14 protein-coding genes are annotated in these 15,637 nt (G+C 68.7%); 4 read left to right on the top strand and 10 right to left on the bottom strand.

Annotated features, from left to right (window positions below):
• Positions 1–174 precede the first annotated feature (174 nt).
• On the top strand, positions 175–366 hold the full coding sequence (locus LDL21_RS13725) for a hypothetical protein (RefSeq protein WP_067496292.1): 192 nt from the start codon (positions 175–177) through the stop codon (positions 364–366).
• On the opposite strand, the gene LDL21_RS13720 is transcribed toward LDL21_RS13725, so the two are convergent.
• The 5 genes from LDL21_RS13720 to dxr form a co-directional block, all read right to left on the bottom strand.
• Positions 360–2,150 (bottom strand): penicillin-binding transpeptidase domain-containing protein, encoded by a 1,791-nt coding sequence (locus LDL21_RS13720; protein WP_225280382.1) that lies wholly within the window; start codon positions 2,148–2,150, stop codon positions 360–362. The two genes, LDL21_RS13725 and LDL21_RS13720, sit on opposite strands and share 7 nt — an antisense overlap.
• Before the next feature lie 65 nt (positions 2,151–2,215).
• A complete protein-coding gene (locus tag LDL21_RS13715) occupies positions 2,216–3,070 on the bottom strand; it encodes a GNAT family N-acetyltransferase (RefSeq protein ID WP_255675070.1) in 855 nt (284 codons plus the stop codon).
• 80 nt (positions 3,071–3,150) lie between these two features.
• Positions 3,151–4,305 carry a flavodoxin-dependent (E)-4-hydroxy-3-methylbut-2-enyl-diphosphate synthase gene (gene ispG, locus LDL21_RS13710; RefSeq protein ID WP_181696838.1) on the bottom strand — a complete coding sequence of 385 codons (1,155 nt, stop codon included), beginning with the start codon at positions 4,303–4,305 and terminating at the stop codon, positions 3,151–3,153.
• A gap of 116 nt (positions 4,306–4,421) precedes the next feature.
• A complete protein-coding gene (locus tag LDL21_RS13705) occupies positions 4,422–5,618 on the bottom strand; it encodes a M50 family metallopeptidase (protein ID WP_225280380.1) in 1,197 nt (398 codons plus the stop codon).
• A gap of 108 nt (positions 5,619–5,726) precedes the next feature.
• Complete coding sequence (gene dxr / locus LDL21_RS13700) at positions 5,727–6,920, bottom strand: 1-deoxy-D-xylulose-5-phosphate reductoisomerase (RefSeq protein WP_225280379.1); 1,194 nt, start codon at positions 6,918–6,920, stop codon at positions 5,727–5,729.
• A 95-nt stretch (positions 6,921–7,015) separates the two neighbouring features.
• Here dxr and LDL21_RS13695 point away from each other — a divergent pair, with 95 nt between their 5' ends.
• The gene (locus LDL21_RS13695) at positions 7,016–7,285 is read left to right on the top strand and encodes a DUF2631 domain-containing protein (protein ID WP_181696836.1); all 270 of its coding nucleotides are present in this window, start codon (positions 7,016–7,018) and stop codon (positions 7,283–7,285) included.
• A 55-nt stretch (positions 7,286–7,340) separates the two neighbouring features.
• On the opposite strand, the gene LDL21_RS13690 is transcribed toward LDL21_RS13695, so the two are convergent.
• From LDL21_RS13690 to LDL21_RS13675, 4 genes are all read right to left on the bottom strand, one after another.
• Positions 7,341–8,291 (bottom strand): LysR family transcriptional regulator, encoded by a 951-nt coding sequence (locus LDL21_RS13690; protein ID WP_225280378.1) that lies wholly within the window; start codon positions 8,289–8,291, stop codon positions 7,341–7,343.
• Between the two features lie 43 nt (positions 8,292–8,334).
• Positions 8,335–9,462: a serine/threonine-protein kinase gene (locus tag LDL21_RS13685; protein ID WP_372462179.1), complete on the bottom strand. Its 1,128-nt coding sequence runs from the start codon at positions 9,460–9,462 to the stop codon at positions 8,335–8,337.
• 77 nt (positions 9,463–9,539) lie between these two features.
• Complete coding sequence (locus LDL21_RS13680; RefSeq protein ID WP_225280377.1) at positions 9,540–11,120, bottom strand: serine/threonine-protein kinase; 1,581 nt, start codon at positions 11,118–11,120, stop codon at positions 9,540–9,542.
• A gap of 73 nt (positions 11,121–11,193) precedes the next feature.
• The gene (locus LDL21_RS13675) at positions 11,194–11,616 is read right to left on the bottom strand and encodes an uL11 family ribosomal protein (protein WP_225280376.1); all 423 of its coding nucleotides are present in this window, start codon (positions 11,614–11,616) and stop codon (positions 11,194–11,196) included.
• 230 nt (positions 11,617–11,846) lie between these two features.
• Between LDL21_RS13675 and LDL21_RS13670 the strand changes: the two genes are divergently transcribed.
• Positions 11,847–14,000, top strand: a complete 2,154-nt coding sequence (locus tag LDL21_RS13670; RefSeq protein ID WP_225280375.1) for a DUF6461 domain-containing protein — start codon at positions 11,847–11,849, stop codon at positions 13,998–14,000.
• Positions 14,001–14,053: 53 nt separating this feature from the next.
• On the opposite strand, the gene rlmN is transcribed toward LDL21_RS13670, so the two are convergent.
• On the bottom strand, positions 14,054–15,163 hold the full coding sequence (gene rlmN, locus LDL21_RS13665; RefSeq protein ID WP_067636521.1) for a dual-specificity RNA methyltransferase RlmN: 1,110 nt from the start codon (positions 15,161–15,163) through the stop codon (positions 14,054–14,056).
• Positions 15,164–15,264: 101 nt separating this feature from the next.
• On the opposite strand from rlmN, the gene LDL21_RS13660 reads away from it, so the two are divergent.
• Positions 15,265–15,633, top strand: a complete 369-nt coding sequence (locus LDL21_RS13660; protein WP_181696825.1) for a LapA family protein — start codon at positions 15,265–15,267, stop codon at positions 15,631–15,633.
• The last annotated feature ends 4 nt before the right edge of the window (positions 15,634–15,637 follow it).

The following is a 15,637-nucleotide window of genomic DNA, read 5'->3' as shown; positions in this document are numbered from 1 at the left end:
GCGTTCGATCGCGACGGCGGATCGTCACGGTCGCATAGCGATTACGTTCGAACACGCCCGCACATATGGCAACAATTGTGTGTCGCTTACTGCCGCCGCCTGTTGCCGAGCGCTTCCGCGTTCTACGGTTCTCCCATTCGGAACACGTCGAAACCCTGGACGAGGGAGACGAATATGAGCCGTTCCACCCTGATTTTGACCACCGCCGGAATGATTCTCGGCGGTGCCATGGCCATCGATCTGCTCGACGCCCGAGTCCAATCCGCGCCGCCCAAACCGGCGCCCGGCTATGAAGTGGTCCATCGCGACGCGGTCGAGCACACCGACAAAGACGCCTACGTCGTCCCGCCGTATCGCGCTCAGTAGCCGGGCGGCAGCGCCGCGAACATGTCACGGGTGACGGCGACCGCGTTGTCGGAACTGCCACCCTTGACCAGCAGTGTCGCGAAGGCGATGTCGCCGCGATAGCCGACGAACCACGAGTGCGATCCGCCGTCGACCTCCGCCTCACCGGTCTTGCCGTACACCTCGCCCTGATCGCGGATGCGTTCGGCGGTGCCGCCGGTGACCACCATCCGCATCATCGCACGCAGTCCCTCGACCACCTCGGGCGCGAGTTCGGGCCGCTCACCGACGATCTCGGTTGGCCTGCCCGCGATCAGATACGGCACCGGCGCCGACCCGTGCGCCACCGCCGCGGCCATCAGTGCCATCCCGAACGGGCTCGTCACCACCCGGCCCTGGCCGATGCCGTCCTCGGCGCGCTGGACCAGCCCGTCGGCGGGCGGCACCGACCCCGACAGCGTCGGTAACCCGGCCACCCGGTAGTCCTGGCCGATACCGAGGCGGGCGGCGGCCTCGGTGAGCGCGTCGGGTTCGAGCCTGCTCGCCAGCCCCGCGAAGGTGGTGTTGCAGGAGCGCTCGTAGGCGGTGGCCATCGGCACATCACCCACCGAGAAGAGGTTGTAGTTGGGAATCGTCCGCTCGCCGATGGTTGTCCGGCTCGGGCAGGGCAGCACTGTCTCGGGCGTCGCGATCCCCGCCGCCATCGCGGCCGACGCCGTGACCGTCTTGAAGATCGAGCCGGGCGGGTACTGACCGCTCGTGGCCACCGGTCCGTCGCGGTCGGCGGCCTTGTTCTGGGCCACCGCGAGAATCGCGCCGGTCGAGGGCCGGATCACCACCATCATCGTCTGCTCGGTGCGCAGGTCGACCGCGTGCTGCGCCGAATTCTGCACGAAACGGTCGATACTGAGCGCGAACGACGGTGCCGGCTGGGCCGGGACCTCGTGCAGTACATCGAGATCCGCGCCGTTGGCGTTGCGGGTGACCACGCTCCAGCCCGCCTTGCCGTCGACCTCGGCGATCACGGTCTTGCGCACCTGGGTGAGCAGGTCGGGGGCGAACTTGCGATCGGTGGGCACCATGTCCCACTCCTGGGTGAGCGTCACCCCCGGCAGACCGATCAGGTGAGCGCCGAGCGTCTCGGCCTCGTACTCGCTGAGCAGAACGACCGTGTACGCCCCATCGGCTTTGCGCGCGGCCGACAGAATGGCCTGCGGGGTGTAAGCCACCGGATCGATGCGGCTCAGCGCACCGGCCAGGGCACCCGCGACCCGCTCCGGATCCGGGGCGTCGGCGACCGTGAACCGCACCCGTGACACCTTGCCCGGCACCAGCACATCGCTGCCCGCCGACTCGTTGACCCGCGCGCGCGGCGCGGGTTGGGTTCGTAACTCCAGGCTTTGGGTGTCGCCGAGTTTGGGGTGGATGTCGGTGGAGGTCCAGCGCACCAGCCAGCGGCCGTCACTGCGGCCCATCTGCAGTTCACCCGAATAGGTCCATCGGCGGCCCTTGGGCAATGTCCACTCGTAGGTGTAGTCGACGGTGGCGGTGTCGCCCTGCACGCGCGCGTCACCAGTGCGGACGGTCAGCTTCTCGGCCTGGAGGGCGTCCCAGGTGGAAGTGAGTGCGGCCGTGGCCTTCTCGGGCGCGGTCGTGAGACCACCCGCGGTGACCAGATCGCGGTCGGCGAGGGCCTCGGCGAAATCCTGGGCGGCGGGCGCCGGTCCCTGCGGACCCGTCGAACACGCGCCCGAGGAGAGCGCGAGCGCGAGCACCGCACAGGTGGTGAACATCCGAGTCCTCATCGGCACAGATGGTAACGGCGAACCCGGCGCCGACGACGCAACAACGCCGGGTCAGCGGCGGAAAACTAATCGACGAGGACGGTCGCGAAGGTGGCGATCTGACGGAAACCCACACGGCTGTAAGCACGTCGGGCGATCTGGTTGTAGTCGTTCACGTACAGGCTGGCCGTACGGCCGGTCGACACAACGGCATTCGCGACAGCGGCTGTACCCGCCGTGCCCACCCCGGCACCGCGATGCTCGGGATGCACCCACACGCCCTGGATCTGACCGGTGCGCCGGGACAACGACCCGATCTCGGCCTTGTACACCACTTCGCCGTCGTCGAAACGTGCCCAGGCCCGGCCGGATTCGATGAGGCTCTTGATGCGGCGGCGGTAACCGCGGCCACCGTCGCCCGCGCGCGGGTCGACGCCGACCTCCTCGATGAACATGGAGATCGCGGCGGTGAGGTAGCGGTCGATCTCGTCGGGTCGCACTCGTCGCACCGCGCTGTCCGGGCGGGCGAGGGCAGGTTGGGCCAGGGCGAGCAGCGGCTGGTCGGCGCGCAACTCCCTCGCCGGTCCCCAGCTCGGCGCCAGCATTTCCCACAGCGGCAGCGCCAGCTCCTGCCTGCCGACCACGGAGGAACACACGCGCGGCCACCTGGTGGCCCGATCGGCGAACGCGCGAAGGGCCTGCTGGTCACCGCGCAGCGGAACGAGGTTCGCACCGGAGAAGCACAGGGAGTCGGCGGGACCGCCGCGACTCCACAACTCGCCGACACCGGAACGGGTGTCGAGGCCGAATTCCTGGACACGGGCCGCGATCATGCACGAGGCGACCGGATCGGCATCGAGGACCCGCAGCACCTCGGCCAGGTCCCGCCCGGTCACCGGACGCGCGGGGGTGGCCTTGGACCGTCGCGTCGGCTCCAGCAGACTCCGCACGGCACCAGCCTGCCACGAAAGCGGGCGCAGTGGTACGGGTCGAGGTGAATCCGTCGCCGGACCGTGAGGGATCAGCCCGCGGTGACCACCGGCTGCGCGCCGGGCTCGGTGCCCATCTCCTCGGCGATCCGCATCGCCTCCTCGATCAGGGTCTCCACGATCTGCGCTTCCGGCACGGTCTTGATGACCTCGCCCTTGACGAAGATCTGCCCCTTGCCGTTGCCGGAGGCCACTCCGAGATCGGCTTCGCGGGCCTCACCGGGCCCGTTCACCACGCAACCCATCACGGCCACGCGCAACGGCACCTCGAGGCCGTCGAGACCGGCCGCGACCGCGTCGGCCAGCGTGTACACATCCACCTGGGCGCGTCCGCACGACGGGCACGACACGATCTCGAGCTTGCGCGGACGCAGGTTCAGCGACTGCAGGATCTGGCCGCCGACCTTCACCTCTTCGGCGGGCGGCGCCGACAGCGACACGCGGATCGTGTCACCGATGCCCTCGCTGAGCAGGGCGCCGAACGCGACCGCCGACTTGATGGTGCCCTGGAACGCCGGGCCGGCCTCGGTGACACCGAGGTGCAGCGGGTAGTCGCTGCGCGCGGCGAGCTGACGGTAGGCCTCGACCATCACGACCGGGTCGTTGTGCTTGACCGAGATCTTGATGTCGCCGAAGCCGTGGTCCTCGAACAGGCTCGCCTCCCACAGCGCCGACTCGACCAGCGCCTCGGGGGTGGCCTTGCCGTACTTCTCCATCATCCGCTTGTCCAGCGAACCGGCGTTCACGCCGATGCGGATCGGGATGCCCGCCGCGCCCGCGGCTTTGGCGACCTCGCCGACGCGGCCGTCGAATTCCTTGATGTTGCCCGGGTTCACTCGCACCGCGGCGCAGCCCGCATCGATGGCGGCGAAGATGTAGCGGGGCTGGAAGTGGATGTCGGCGATCACCGGGATCTGTGACTTCTTGGCGATGGTCGCCAGGGCGTCGGCGTCTTCCTGCCTCGGACACGCCACGCGCACGATGTCGCAGCCCGAGGCGGTGAGTTCGGCGATCTGCTGGAGGGTGGCGTTCACGTCGTGGGTCTTGGTGGTCGTCATCGACTGCACCGAGATGGGATGGTCACTGCCCACGCCGACATTGCCGACCATGAGCTGACGGGTTTTGCGCCGTGGTGCGAGAACAGCAGCGGGAGCGGCGGGCATCCCCAATCCGATGGTGCTGGTCACGGTCGGCTGCCTTCTTTCCTACGGATCTCGAATCGACCTGGGCTGATTGCTTCCGAGCTTAGTCGCGCACGCTCGCACCGCACCCTGTGAGGGGCGCGACAGCGGGCGTACGCGGATCAGGGTAGGCGAATGGGGTTGACGATGTCGGCGGCCAGGGTGAGCAGCATGAACGCACCGCCGATCACGACGGCCACATACGTCACGGGGAGCAGTTTCAGATAGTCGACCGGGCCCGCGGGGGCCTTACCGCGCCAGGAGCGCACCACATCGCGCACCTTCTCGTAGAGCACCACCGCGATGTGCCCGCCGTCGAGCGGGAGCAGCGGCAGCAGGTTGAACGCGCCGAGGAAGAAGTTCAGGCTGGCCAGAACCAGGATGAACATGCCCCACAGGCCACGCTCGGCGGTCTCGCCACCGATCCGGCTCGCGCCGTAGACGCTGACCGGGGTCTCCGGGTCGCGCTCGCCACCGGTGACGGCCTCCCACAGCGCCGATACCTTCTGCGGCATCTTGGCCAGCGACTTCACTGTCTCGACGAAGAAGTCACCGGTGAACACGATGGTCGCCGGGATCGCGTCGACCACGCCGTACTGCTGCGGTTCGGCGTAATCCGGGCCGACGCCGACCGCGGACACCTCGCGGGCCGGGCCCTCCTTGGGCGAGCGCATCACCCGCTCCGGGGTCACGGGCACGGTGAGGGTGTCGCCGTCGCGTTCGATGGTGTAGGTGAACGTGCCGGTCTGCTTCTGGGTTTCGGCCTGGAACTGCGCCCAGGTGGTCACCTCGACGCCGTTGACCGCCTTCACCACGTCGCCACGCCGTAAACCGGCGCGCTGAGCCGGACCGTCACCCGTACACGGCGCGAGCTTCTTGTCCGGCGTCTCCTGGGCGACGCAGCTCATGGTGCCGAGCGCGGTGGCGGGTGGCTGCTCGAGCTGCGGCAGACCCCAGCCCACCGCGAGCACCACCAGCAGGATGAAACCGAGCAGGAAGTTCATGGCGATGCCACCGAACATCACCACCAGCCGCTTCCAGGTGGACTGGCGATACATCGCCCGGTCCACCTCTTCGGGCTCCAGCTCGTCCAGGGCCGTCATGCCCGCGATATCGCAGAAACCACCGAGCGGCAGCGCCTTGAGGCCGTATTCGGTCTCACCACGACGGAACGAGAAGATACGGGGCCCGAAACCGATGAAGTAGCGGCGCACCTTCATGCCGGTCGCCTGCGCGGCCCACATGTGCCCGCATTCGTGCAACGCGATCGAGATCGTGATACCGACGGCGAACAGGGCAAACCCGAACGCGAATACCATCTGGCCCTTTCTCTGTTCTTGGCGGCTGGCGCCGCGGTTTTTCGGCCTCGTAACCCCGAATCCGAAGGCGGCCGAAAAACGTGGGGGGGTCCCGTTGAGTCGGTCAGGTCAGGGCGTCGGTACTTCGGCGATGGCCTCGGCGGCGAACTCCCTGGCCCAGCGGTCGGCCGCGAGGACGTCGTCCAGGGTATCGGGTTCGGCACGCCAGCGGTCCGCGGCCTCGACCGCGCGGGTGACGGTGCGCACAATGGCCGGGAAGCTGATCGCGCCGTCAAGGAAGGCCGAGACGGCGACTTCGTTGGCGGCGTTGTAGACGGCGGTGACGCTGCCGCCCGCCTCCCCGGCTCGTCTGGCCAGACGTACAGCGGGGAAGACCGCGTCGTCGACGGGCTCGAACGTCCAGGTCGACGCCGTGCCGAAATCGCAGGGCGTGGCAGCGCCGGGCAGGCGGTCGGGCCAGCCGAGCGCCAAGGCGATGGGCAGCTTCATATCCGGTGGACTCGCCTGGGCCAGGGTGGAGCCGTCGGTGAACGTGACGAGCGAATGCACGATCGACTGCGGGTGCACGGTGACATCGATGCGGTCGTAGGGCACCCCGAACAGCAGGTGGGTCTCGATCAGTTCCAGGCCCTTGTTCACCAGCGAGGCCGAGTTCAGCGTGTTCATCGGACCCATCGACCAGGTCGGATGCGTTTTCGCCTCGTCGGGGTTCACCGATTCGAGCATCTCGGTGGTCCAGCCGCGGAACGGGCCGCCGGAGGCGGTGAGCACCAACCGGTCGACTTCCTCGGCGCGACCGCCGCGCAGGCATTGGGCGAGGGCGGAGTGTTCGGAGTCGACGGGGACGATCTGGCCGGGCGCGGCCGCCCGGGTCACCAGCGAACCACCCGCGACGAGGGATTCCTTGTTGGCCAGCGCCAACCTTGTCCCCGCCTCGAGAGTGGCCAGCGTCGGTTCCAGGCCGAGCGAACCGACCAGGGCGTTGAGCACCACGTCGGCCTCGGTGCGGCGCACGAGTTCGGTCACCGCCCCCGGCCCGCCCAGATCGAGATCGAGCTTCCGGGCGGCGGCGGGATCGGCCACGGCGACATTGCGGGTGCCGGTGGCGGCCATCTGCTCGGCGAGCAGCGCGGGGTTGCCGCCGCGCGCGGCCAACCCGACCACCTCGAAGCGGTCGGGGTTGGCGGCGATCACCTCGAGCGCCTGGGTGCCGATCGAACCGGTACTGCCAAGGAGCAGCACCTTCACCCGGTCGGTCGAGGCCGTATTGCCGTGCGCGGCACGGGGTGCGTGGTGGGACACGGGCCCATTGTGGCAGGGCTGCTGGCTACGACGAACGGTCGTATGCCACGATATGCACACTCGCCCAACCAGAACTCGAGCCCTAAGGAGCGATCGTGGCCGCCACGGACCTCGAAAAAGCCAGCACCGAGCGCGCCGTCGCCACCAGCGTCGACCCCGCCGAGGTGCCCTCGGCAGCGTGGGGCTGGAGCGGCGAGTCGCCCAAGACCTTCCGCATCGCCGGCTGGTTCGTCGTGATCGCGCTGCTCGGCATGACCATCGGCAACCACCAGGGCCACGTCGAGGACATCTTCCTCATCGTGTTCGCCGGTCTGCTCGCGCTGATCCTCGTCGTCGATTCGCTCACCAAGCGCATCCCGAGGTAGACACCCGCACCGATGCCTGCGGCCGCGATTCGATCGCGCCGCAGGCATCGTCGTGTCAGCGGCCGCGTCGGGCGCCGGGCTTGCGGCCGGTCTTGGCGGGTTTGCGTTGCGCGGTCTGCTTCTTGGGCGCCTGCTTCTTGGGCGCACGCTCCTGCGCGGGCTTGGCCGGTTCCGCGCCGCGTGAGCTGTTGGCCGAGCGGCCGCGCACGATCCCGACGAATTCCTCGACCAGTTCCGAATCTCCGTCGGCGGGCCAGGCCAGCGCGATCCGGGTGAACTCGGTGTCGCTGATCGGGCGGTACACCAGGTCGCGCCGATGATGCAGTCGGGCGATCGACTGCGGCACGATCGCCACTCCCCCGACGGCGGCGACCATTGCCAGGGTGTCGGCGGCCTGATCCAGATCGCCACTGTCGTGGTGCTGTTCGTCGGCCAGGTCGGCCGGGCTCACCGCATCGAGCAGCGACAGCGCGTCGTCCTTCTGCACGACCGCGACCGGCGTCTCCTCCCACAGCGGGATCGCGTTCATTCCGGACCGGTCCATCGGCAACCGCACGAAGCACAGGTCCACCCGGCCCTCGCGCAGCGCGCTCTCCTGCTCGCTTTGCGCGACACCGAGCACCTCGAGGGGATGGTCCGGCAGCCGCTCGCCCCACACCCGAGCCCACTTCGACACCGTCACCCCCGGCACGAAACCGACGCGCAGGCTCGCGGGCCCCTCCGGTTTCTGCTCGCGCTGTGCCTGCTCGTCGGCACGGATCAGTTCCCGCGCGTGGTCGAGCAGGGTCGCGCCGTCCTCGGACAGCTGGGTCGGCGACGCGCCGGGCACGAACAGACGCGTGCCCAATTCGCCTTCGAGCTCGATCACAGTGGCGCTCAACGCCTGACGCGGAATCCGCAACGCCTTCGCGGCGCGCGCGAAATGCAGTTCCTCGGCCACGGCGACGAACCGACGCAGCCGGACGAGGTCGATGGAGTCGGCGGCGGTGACGTCGAAGTCGCTCATTCGGATCAGAATATGGCACGCGCCGAACAGGTCGGCGCACCGATCACAGGTTCGTCAGCACAGCGATGAGCACCGCGATGCCGATCACGATGGCGAACACCACCAGCAGCACCCCCAACATCGACCCCCAACCGCCCCGCGCGGGCGGCGGTGGCGGCATGGGCGCGCGCATCGCGGGCTGGGCCCAGGCAGCGGGGGTCGCCGGTCGCGGCGCCATCGGCGGAACCGGTGCGACCGGAATCGCGGCACCGGAGTTGTTCACCGGCCGCATCGGCTGCATTCCCAGGAACGGCTGAGCGTGCGCCCCCGACGGCGGACGAGCGATCGGGCGGGCACCGGTAGTCCCGGTGCGCATGGCCCGCTGCGCGGCCTCGACGAACTCCTCGCAGGAGGAGAACCGGTCGGCTGGTCGCTTGGCCAGCGCCCGCGCCATCACGGCATCCAGATTCGGCGGCAGCCCGGCCCGGCGCGGACTCACCGGCGGTGGCGGCGACTGCAGGTGCCCGGTGATGACGGCGGCCGGGCTCGGCGCCTCGAACGGCGCGGTGCCGGTGAGCAGGGTGTAGAGCGTGCAGGCCAGCGAGTACTGGTCGGCGCGATGGTCGAGCGGGACACCGGTGAGCTGCTCGGGTGCCGCGTAGGCCAGGGTCGCGGTGAACGAGCCGGTCTCGGTGAGGTGACCGGAATCGTCACGCAGGCGCGCGATGCCGAAGTCGGTGAGATACACCCGCTCCTGGCTGTTGGACCTGGCCAGCAGGATATTGGCCGGTTTCACATCGCGGTGCAGCACGCCCGCGCGATGCGCGAAGTCCAGGGCGACGGCGGTCTCCCGGATGATCTGCAACGCCCGGTCCGGTGGCAGCGTCGCCGGATCGAGCATCGACGCGTCGATCCCGTCGACGTATTGCATGCTGATCCACAGCTGGTCGTTCTCCACACCGCGGTCGAACACCGTCACGATATTGGGGTGGTCGAGCTGGGCGACCAGATCGGCTTCCCGCTCGAACCGGGCCCGGATCTCGGCGTCGGAGAACAGCTCCTGATTCAGCAGTTTCAGCGCGGTCCACCTCGGCAGCCGAGGATGCCTGGCCAGATACACCGAACCCATCCCGCCGCGACCCAGCTGCCGGTCGATCGTGTATCCGGCGAATACCGTCCCGTCAGAAACCACTCTGACCCCCGAATCTCGCTCGTCGTCCGACGCGCTGGACCCTACCAAAACGGCGTTCGTGCCGTCGCGGGCATCCTTCAGCTCATCGGGAAGGTGGTCAGTTCCTTCAGCAGTTCGGGCAGGTCCTCGGCCAGCACATCCGAATCCCGGGAGAACAGGAATACCCAGTGTTCTCGCCCCGGGTCACTGAAAGTGGAGACGACCACGGTCATGCTGTAGCTGTCTCTGCCGTACTGGTCCTTGAAGAAGAGCGCCCGGTGGTCGTCGGTGCGTGTGCCGGACGACCCGCTGCCGACATCTTTGGTCTCGCGCTCGAATCGGGCGACCGCCGCCTTCGCCGACTCCGCGGAGGGAAACGCGTAGAAGGCGAATCTGGTCGCGTTGATGTCGGCGGGTTTGCACGACCATTTGGCATGCGCCTCTTGAAATGTCAGTTCCCACTGGAGCTCGTTGCGCGTGGTCGTATTGACATAGGCCTCACAGGCGCGGCCACCCGCACCGACCCCGGTCAGGTAGGGGTTCGACAGCGATGTTCCGTCGGCTTCACCGGGCGGCAGCATCTGCGGGAACGCCGCCGACATCGCGGCGATGTCGCGATGGGCACGGGAACGATTGAGAATCTGCGACACCCAAGTGCTGTCGTCCTGCCACACCCAGTACGAGGCGCCCGCGATGGCGGCGAACACCGTCAGCAGAATCAGCGGAACGACGCCACGCCCGCGCCGGACCGGAACGGGACGGACCGGCACCGGTCGCGGGGCTGGTGGCGCGGGCATCGACGGGCGTGAATACTGCTGGTGCACAGGGGAGGCGAATACCGTCGGTTGCCCACCTGTCCCGGTGAGAGCACGGCGGGCGGCGGCTGCGAATTCCGCACACGAATCGAAGCGGTCCGCCGGGCGCTTGGCCAGCGCCCGCGCCAGGACCGCGTCCAACGCGGCGGGGAGATCCGGCCGGTGCCTGCGTACCGAGGGCGGTGGGGATTGCAGATGGCCTTGGATGACGAGCACCGGATTCGCCGCCTCGTACGGAGCCTGTCCCGTGAGCAACGAGTACAGCGTGCAAGCGAGGGAGTACTGGTCGGCGCGATGGTCGAGCGGGGCGCCGGTGAGCTGTTCGGGGGACGCGAAAGCCAGGGTGGCGGTGAAGGTTCCGGTCTGGGTGAGGTGGTGGACGTCGTCGCGGGGGCGCGCGATACCGAAATCGGTGAGCAGCACGCGCTCCGGACCGTTCGCGGCGGCCAGCAGGATATTGGCCGGTTTCACGTCGCGATGCAGCACGCCGTTGCCGTGCGCGTGGTCGAGTGCGGCGGCGGTGCCCTCGATGATGTGCAGCGCGCGGGCAGCGGGAACGGGATGCTCGATGGCGGCGGCATCGACACCGTCGACGAACTGCATGCTGATCCACAGCCGCCCGTCGTCGGCGCCCCGGTCGTACACGGTGACGATGTTCGGGTGTTCGAGCTGCGCGGCCAGATCGGCCTCCCGCTCGAATCTGGCCCGGATCTCGTTGTCCGAGAACAGTTCCGGATTCAGCAGTTTGAGCGCGGTCTGGCGCGGCAGCCGAGGGTGCCTGGCCAGATACACCGAACCCATCCCGCCACGACCGAGCTGCCGTTCGATCGCGTACCCGGCGAAAACATCCCCCGTCGCAAGCATGATCCCCCGTTGTCGAACCGATCGATTACCGGTCCAACTTAGTGCAGGCCACACCACACCATCAGGGTCCGGGTCATTCTTCGACCCGCACCCCCATCGACCGAGCCGTACCCGCCACGATGCGCATCGCCGCATCGACATCGTTGGTGTTGAGGTCGGGCAGCTTACGAATCGCTATGCGGCGCAACTGATCGCGACTGAGCGCACCGACCGGCTTGTGTCCCGGTTGCGGCGATCCCGGTTGCCCGAGCGCGGCCCGGATGAGGGAGGCAGTCGGCGGCGTCTTGAGCCGCATCGTCCACCGCTTGCGTGCATCGATCGTGATGACAGCGGGAATGATCTCCCCACGCCGATCCGCCGTCGCCGCATCGTATTTCCGCTTCACCTCGAACGGTGGAACCCCGGTCGGCCCGAGCATCTTGCCGAGCGTCATCAACGAGGCATTGCCCGCTTCGAGCTCGAGAGTGACTGTGACAGAGGCTGTTTCGCGCGCCATAGTCAACGATCTCGGACGCGCGCATCATTGCGGTCCCGCGCCGATAACGCCTGGGCCGCAACAGTTTCGAATTCCCCGCCGACTCGCCATGTCGGCCGCCCGCACGCATTGCCCGCTCGAGGCCCGGCGGCCCCTGAGCATCGATCCAGGCCGCGTCTGGCCATCCTCTGGCCCGGCCTGGTCCCCAGGTACATTCCAGGCACACGGTCGGGACAGCGAAACGAGGGGCAATGACGGAAATTGCGGACGCGGTCATCGACGAGCTCGCACCGATCGTGATCGAGACCATGCGGACGGTACGGTCACGGATTCCGTCGCGACCAGCGGCCACGCTGGGAAAACTACGGCTGACCAGCAACGAGTCCGCGCCACATGCGCTCGCGGAGCGCGGTATCCGTGCCGAGCTCTCCCTACTCGGACAGCTGCTGCCCGAGCGGATACTCGGCGCACTCGAGTTGCCCGTCGCCGAGCTCGTCGTACCGGCGGCGCCGGACGTGGTCGCGTTGCTGCCCGAACAGCGGGACGGTCGGGCCGTCATGTTCGGGTACATGTCGGGCAACAGCGAAATGACGACAGCGGTCGATAAACTGGAGGCCGTCCGCCCCGGCGCACTGGGGTCGGTCGTCGCGCTGACCGCCCGGCTCAGCGAACATTCCGACGTCGCCGGACAACTGCGCTCCCCCAGCCTGCCCGAATCCGCGAGCACGCTCGACGAGTCCGGAGTCACGGCCGCGCATGGTGCGGGCTACCTCGCTTTGGGGGTGGCCGTGGCAACGATCGTGCTGCGGACTCTGGGCGAAGGCGACGATCCCGCGCGGGTGATCGGCGCCGGCCTGATCGCGGCGTGCCCCCTGCTGCGCGCCGCGCCGATGCCGGCTGAGTACGCTGCCGCGCACATCGCGAAGGTCCGCGACGGGTACCTGTATCCGCGCTATACCTCCGGTGCCGTGCGGGCCGACGACCATCGATTCGCGCTGACCGAGTCCGACTTCCCTGAAACCGCGGAGTTCGGCGAGAACGGCCTGGTCACGGTCGTTCCCGGAGGCGTCGCGGTGCGGACCGGGACCGCCGATGGCACCGTCTCGGTGCGAGTCGAGGTATTCGAGGGCCCACCGGCCGAGGTCGATACGAGCGGATGGGACGAGGTCGTCGAGGTCTCCTGGACGGCGACGCGCGGACTGGCATCGGTACTCGGCGCACCGCCCGCCGCGGGATATGGCGGATACGGTTCGCTCGAGGAACTGACGCCGCCGTGGCCGGGGACCTACCGCGTCCGGGTTCATGCCGCCGGTCGCGACGAGGCCGAGCGACCCGAGTCCTTCCAGATCACCGTGTGGCAGTCGCCGATCGCCGACACCATCGTGCACAAGCGCACCGATCGGCTCGGTCACCGGTTGCGGGGCGAAGCCGAGCCGCTCCTCGCGGCCAGGCCGGAGGACCCCTATCGCTGGGTGGAGACGTCTTCGCTCGCCGAGGCCGCGACGATCACCGTCGTCGCCGCCGCGCGACCCGACGGTGTCGTCCGTGCTTTCGGCGCCGACCCCACCGCACCCGAGGAGATGGCCGCGCTCGAGGAGCGCGCGATGACCGGCGGTGACCCGTGGATCGCGGTGGCTCCCCTCACCGACGCGGTGCTGGCAGTCGAGTACAACGGTTACCAGGGCAGCCATGTACCGGAACTGCGCGCGTTGTCCCGTGGTACACGCGCGGCATCGCTGTACTGGAACGTCAACGGTGTGACGCGGCTGTCTTTCGCCGACGACGGCCGGATCGTCGCCGCGTTCGAACTCGGCGAACCGCAGAACGACCCCGCGCTCGAGCCGATCCTGCGTGACCTGGATTTCGACGACTACGGCCACCGGATCGCCAAGGGACTTGTCGCACTGGAACGTTTCACCGGCAGCGGATTCGGCGAGGGCGATCTCGCCCGGATCGAGTCGACCGGAATCGGTTTCGCCGTGATCCCGTTGCTCGGTGAGCTATACCCGGTGCCACGCCGATCCGACGGCACCCGCACCGGCGCGGGGCACGGTCCATTGGGAGGCGACACCGACCTTCTAGCGGATCTGCCCACCGACCGGCAGAACCAGATGACGTGGTGGGCTGTGCGCCGAACGGCCGAATTCGCGCACCTGGCCGATGACCCGGATGTGGTCGCGAGTATCGAAAGCCGGACCCTGACACCGGAAGCCGAACTGCGCGCACGCCGATCATTGGTCGGTGACCGCGCGAACTTCTGGATGTGGGCCGCGGTGCACCAAGCGACCAACCCCGATCCGCTCGCCGCGTTGATCGGCACGCTCGACGCCGCACGCTACGCATGGGGGCCTGCCGCCGCGAACTTTCTCGACGAAGCCCGGACCGTGCTCACCGATCTAGGCTGACAAGCCTTGTCGATCCGTCGTACCGACGGGCGGCGACCACCCGGCGCCGGAGGTCACCCCTCGGCCGCGAGCTGACCGCAGGCCGCGGCGATCTCCTGGCCGCGGGTATCGCGCACTGTGCAGGACACACCCTGGGCGATCACGCGGCGTACGAACTCCTTCTCGACCGGCTTCGGGCTGGCATCCCACTCGCTGCCCGGGGTGGGATTGAGCGGGATCAGGTTCACGTGGACCAGCGGGCCGAGGGCCTTGTGGAGTTTCTTGCCGAGCATGTCGGCGCGCCACGGTTGATCGTTCACGTCGCGGATCAGGGCGTATTCGATAGAGACGCGGCGGCCGGACTTGTCGGCGTAGTAGCGGGCGGCGTCGAGGACCTCGGAGATGGGCCAGCGGTTGTTGACCGGGACCAGGGTGTCGCGCAGTTCGTCGTCGGGGGTGTGGAGCGAGACGGCCAGGCGGACCGACATGTCCTCGTCCGCCAGCTTGCGGATCGCAGGCGCGAGGCCGACGGTCGACACCGTCACCGACCGCTGCGAGATGCCGAGGCCGTCGGGGGCGGGCGAGGTGATCCGGCGGACCGCGTTGACCACGCGCTTGTAGTTCGCGAGGGGCTCACCCATGCCCATGAACACGATGTTGGACAACCGGCCCGGTCCACCGTGCACCTCGCCGTCGCGTAGGGCGGCGGCCGCGGCCCGCACCTGGTCGACGATCTCGGCGGTCGACAGATTGCGGGTGAGCCCCGCCTGGCCGGTCGCACAGAACGGGCACGCCATGCCACAGCCCGCCTGGCTGGAGATGCACAGCGTGTTGCGGTCGGGGTAGCGCATGAGCACGCTCTCGAGCAGCGTGCCGTCGTGCGCTCGCCAGAGCGTTTTGCGGGTGTCGCCCTCGTCGCAGGCCAGGTGACGCACCACGTCGAGCAGCGGCGGGAACAGCGTCTCGCCCACCTTCTCGCGCACGTCGGCGGGCAGATCCGTCATCTGCGCCGGATCGGACTGCAGGCGGCCGTAGTACTGGCGGGCCAGCTGATCGGCGCGGAACTTCGGCAGGCCCAGCTCCTGCACCGCGGCCTTGCGCTCGTCCGCGTCGAGATCGGCGAGGTGGCGCGGCGGCATACCGCGACGCGGGGCATCGAACACAAGGGGCAGGGAGGTGGCCATAATTCCTCCATTGTCCCAAACGCCGCGACCGGGCCGCCACGCCGGGCGCCGTTATCGAGAAGATGCGTGCAGCGGTGATAGCGGTCGGCCATGATCGAGGTATGTCCACGAACGCAGAATCAGGCACGCCACCGGCGCGCGAGCCTGAGGCCGAGCCCACCGCCGGCCGGGAACCCGAGCATGCGCCTGCCACGCACGCACCCGTCAAACGACCGAAGCCGGACGCGCTGGTGCGGTCGCGCACCGGCTACACGTGGATGGCGTTGCTCGCTGCCGCGATCTTCGGGATCGTCCTGCTGATCTTCATCCTGCAGAATCTCGACAAGGTGCAGGTGACGCTGCTGTTCTGGAGCTTCTCGCTACCGCTGGGAATCATGGTGCTGCTGTCGGTGATCCTCGGCGCACTGGTGATGGGGCTGGTCGGCGGCATCCGCATCCTGCAGCTACGCCATGCCGCCCGGCAACCCTGAGCGC

Source organism: Nocardia rosealba (genome assembly GCF_020216065.1).
In the GTDB taxonomy this organism is placed as follows: domain Bacteria; phylum Actinomycetota; class Actinomycetes; order Mycobacteriales; family Mycobacteriaceae; genus Nocardia; species Nocardia rosealba.
This window is presented reverse-complemented; position numbering and strand designations above follow the sequence as displayed.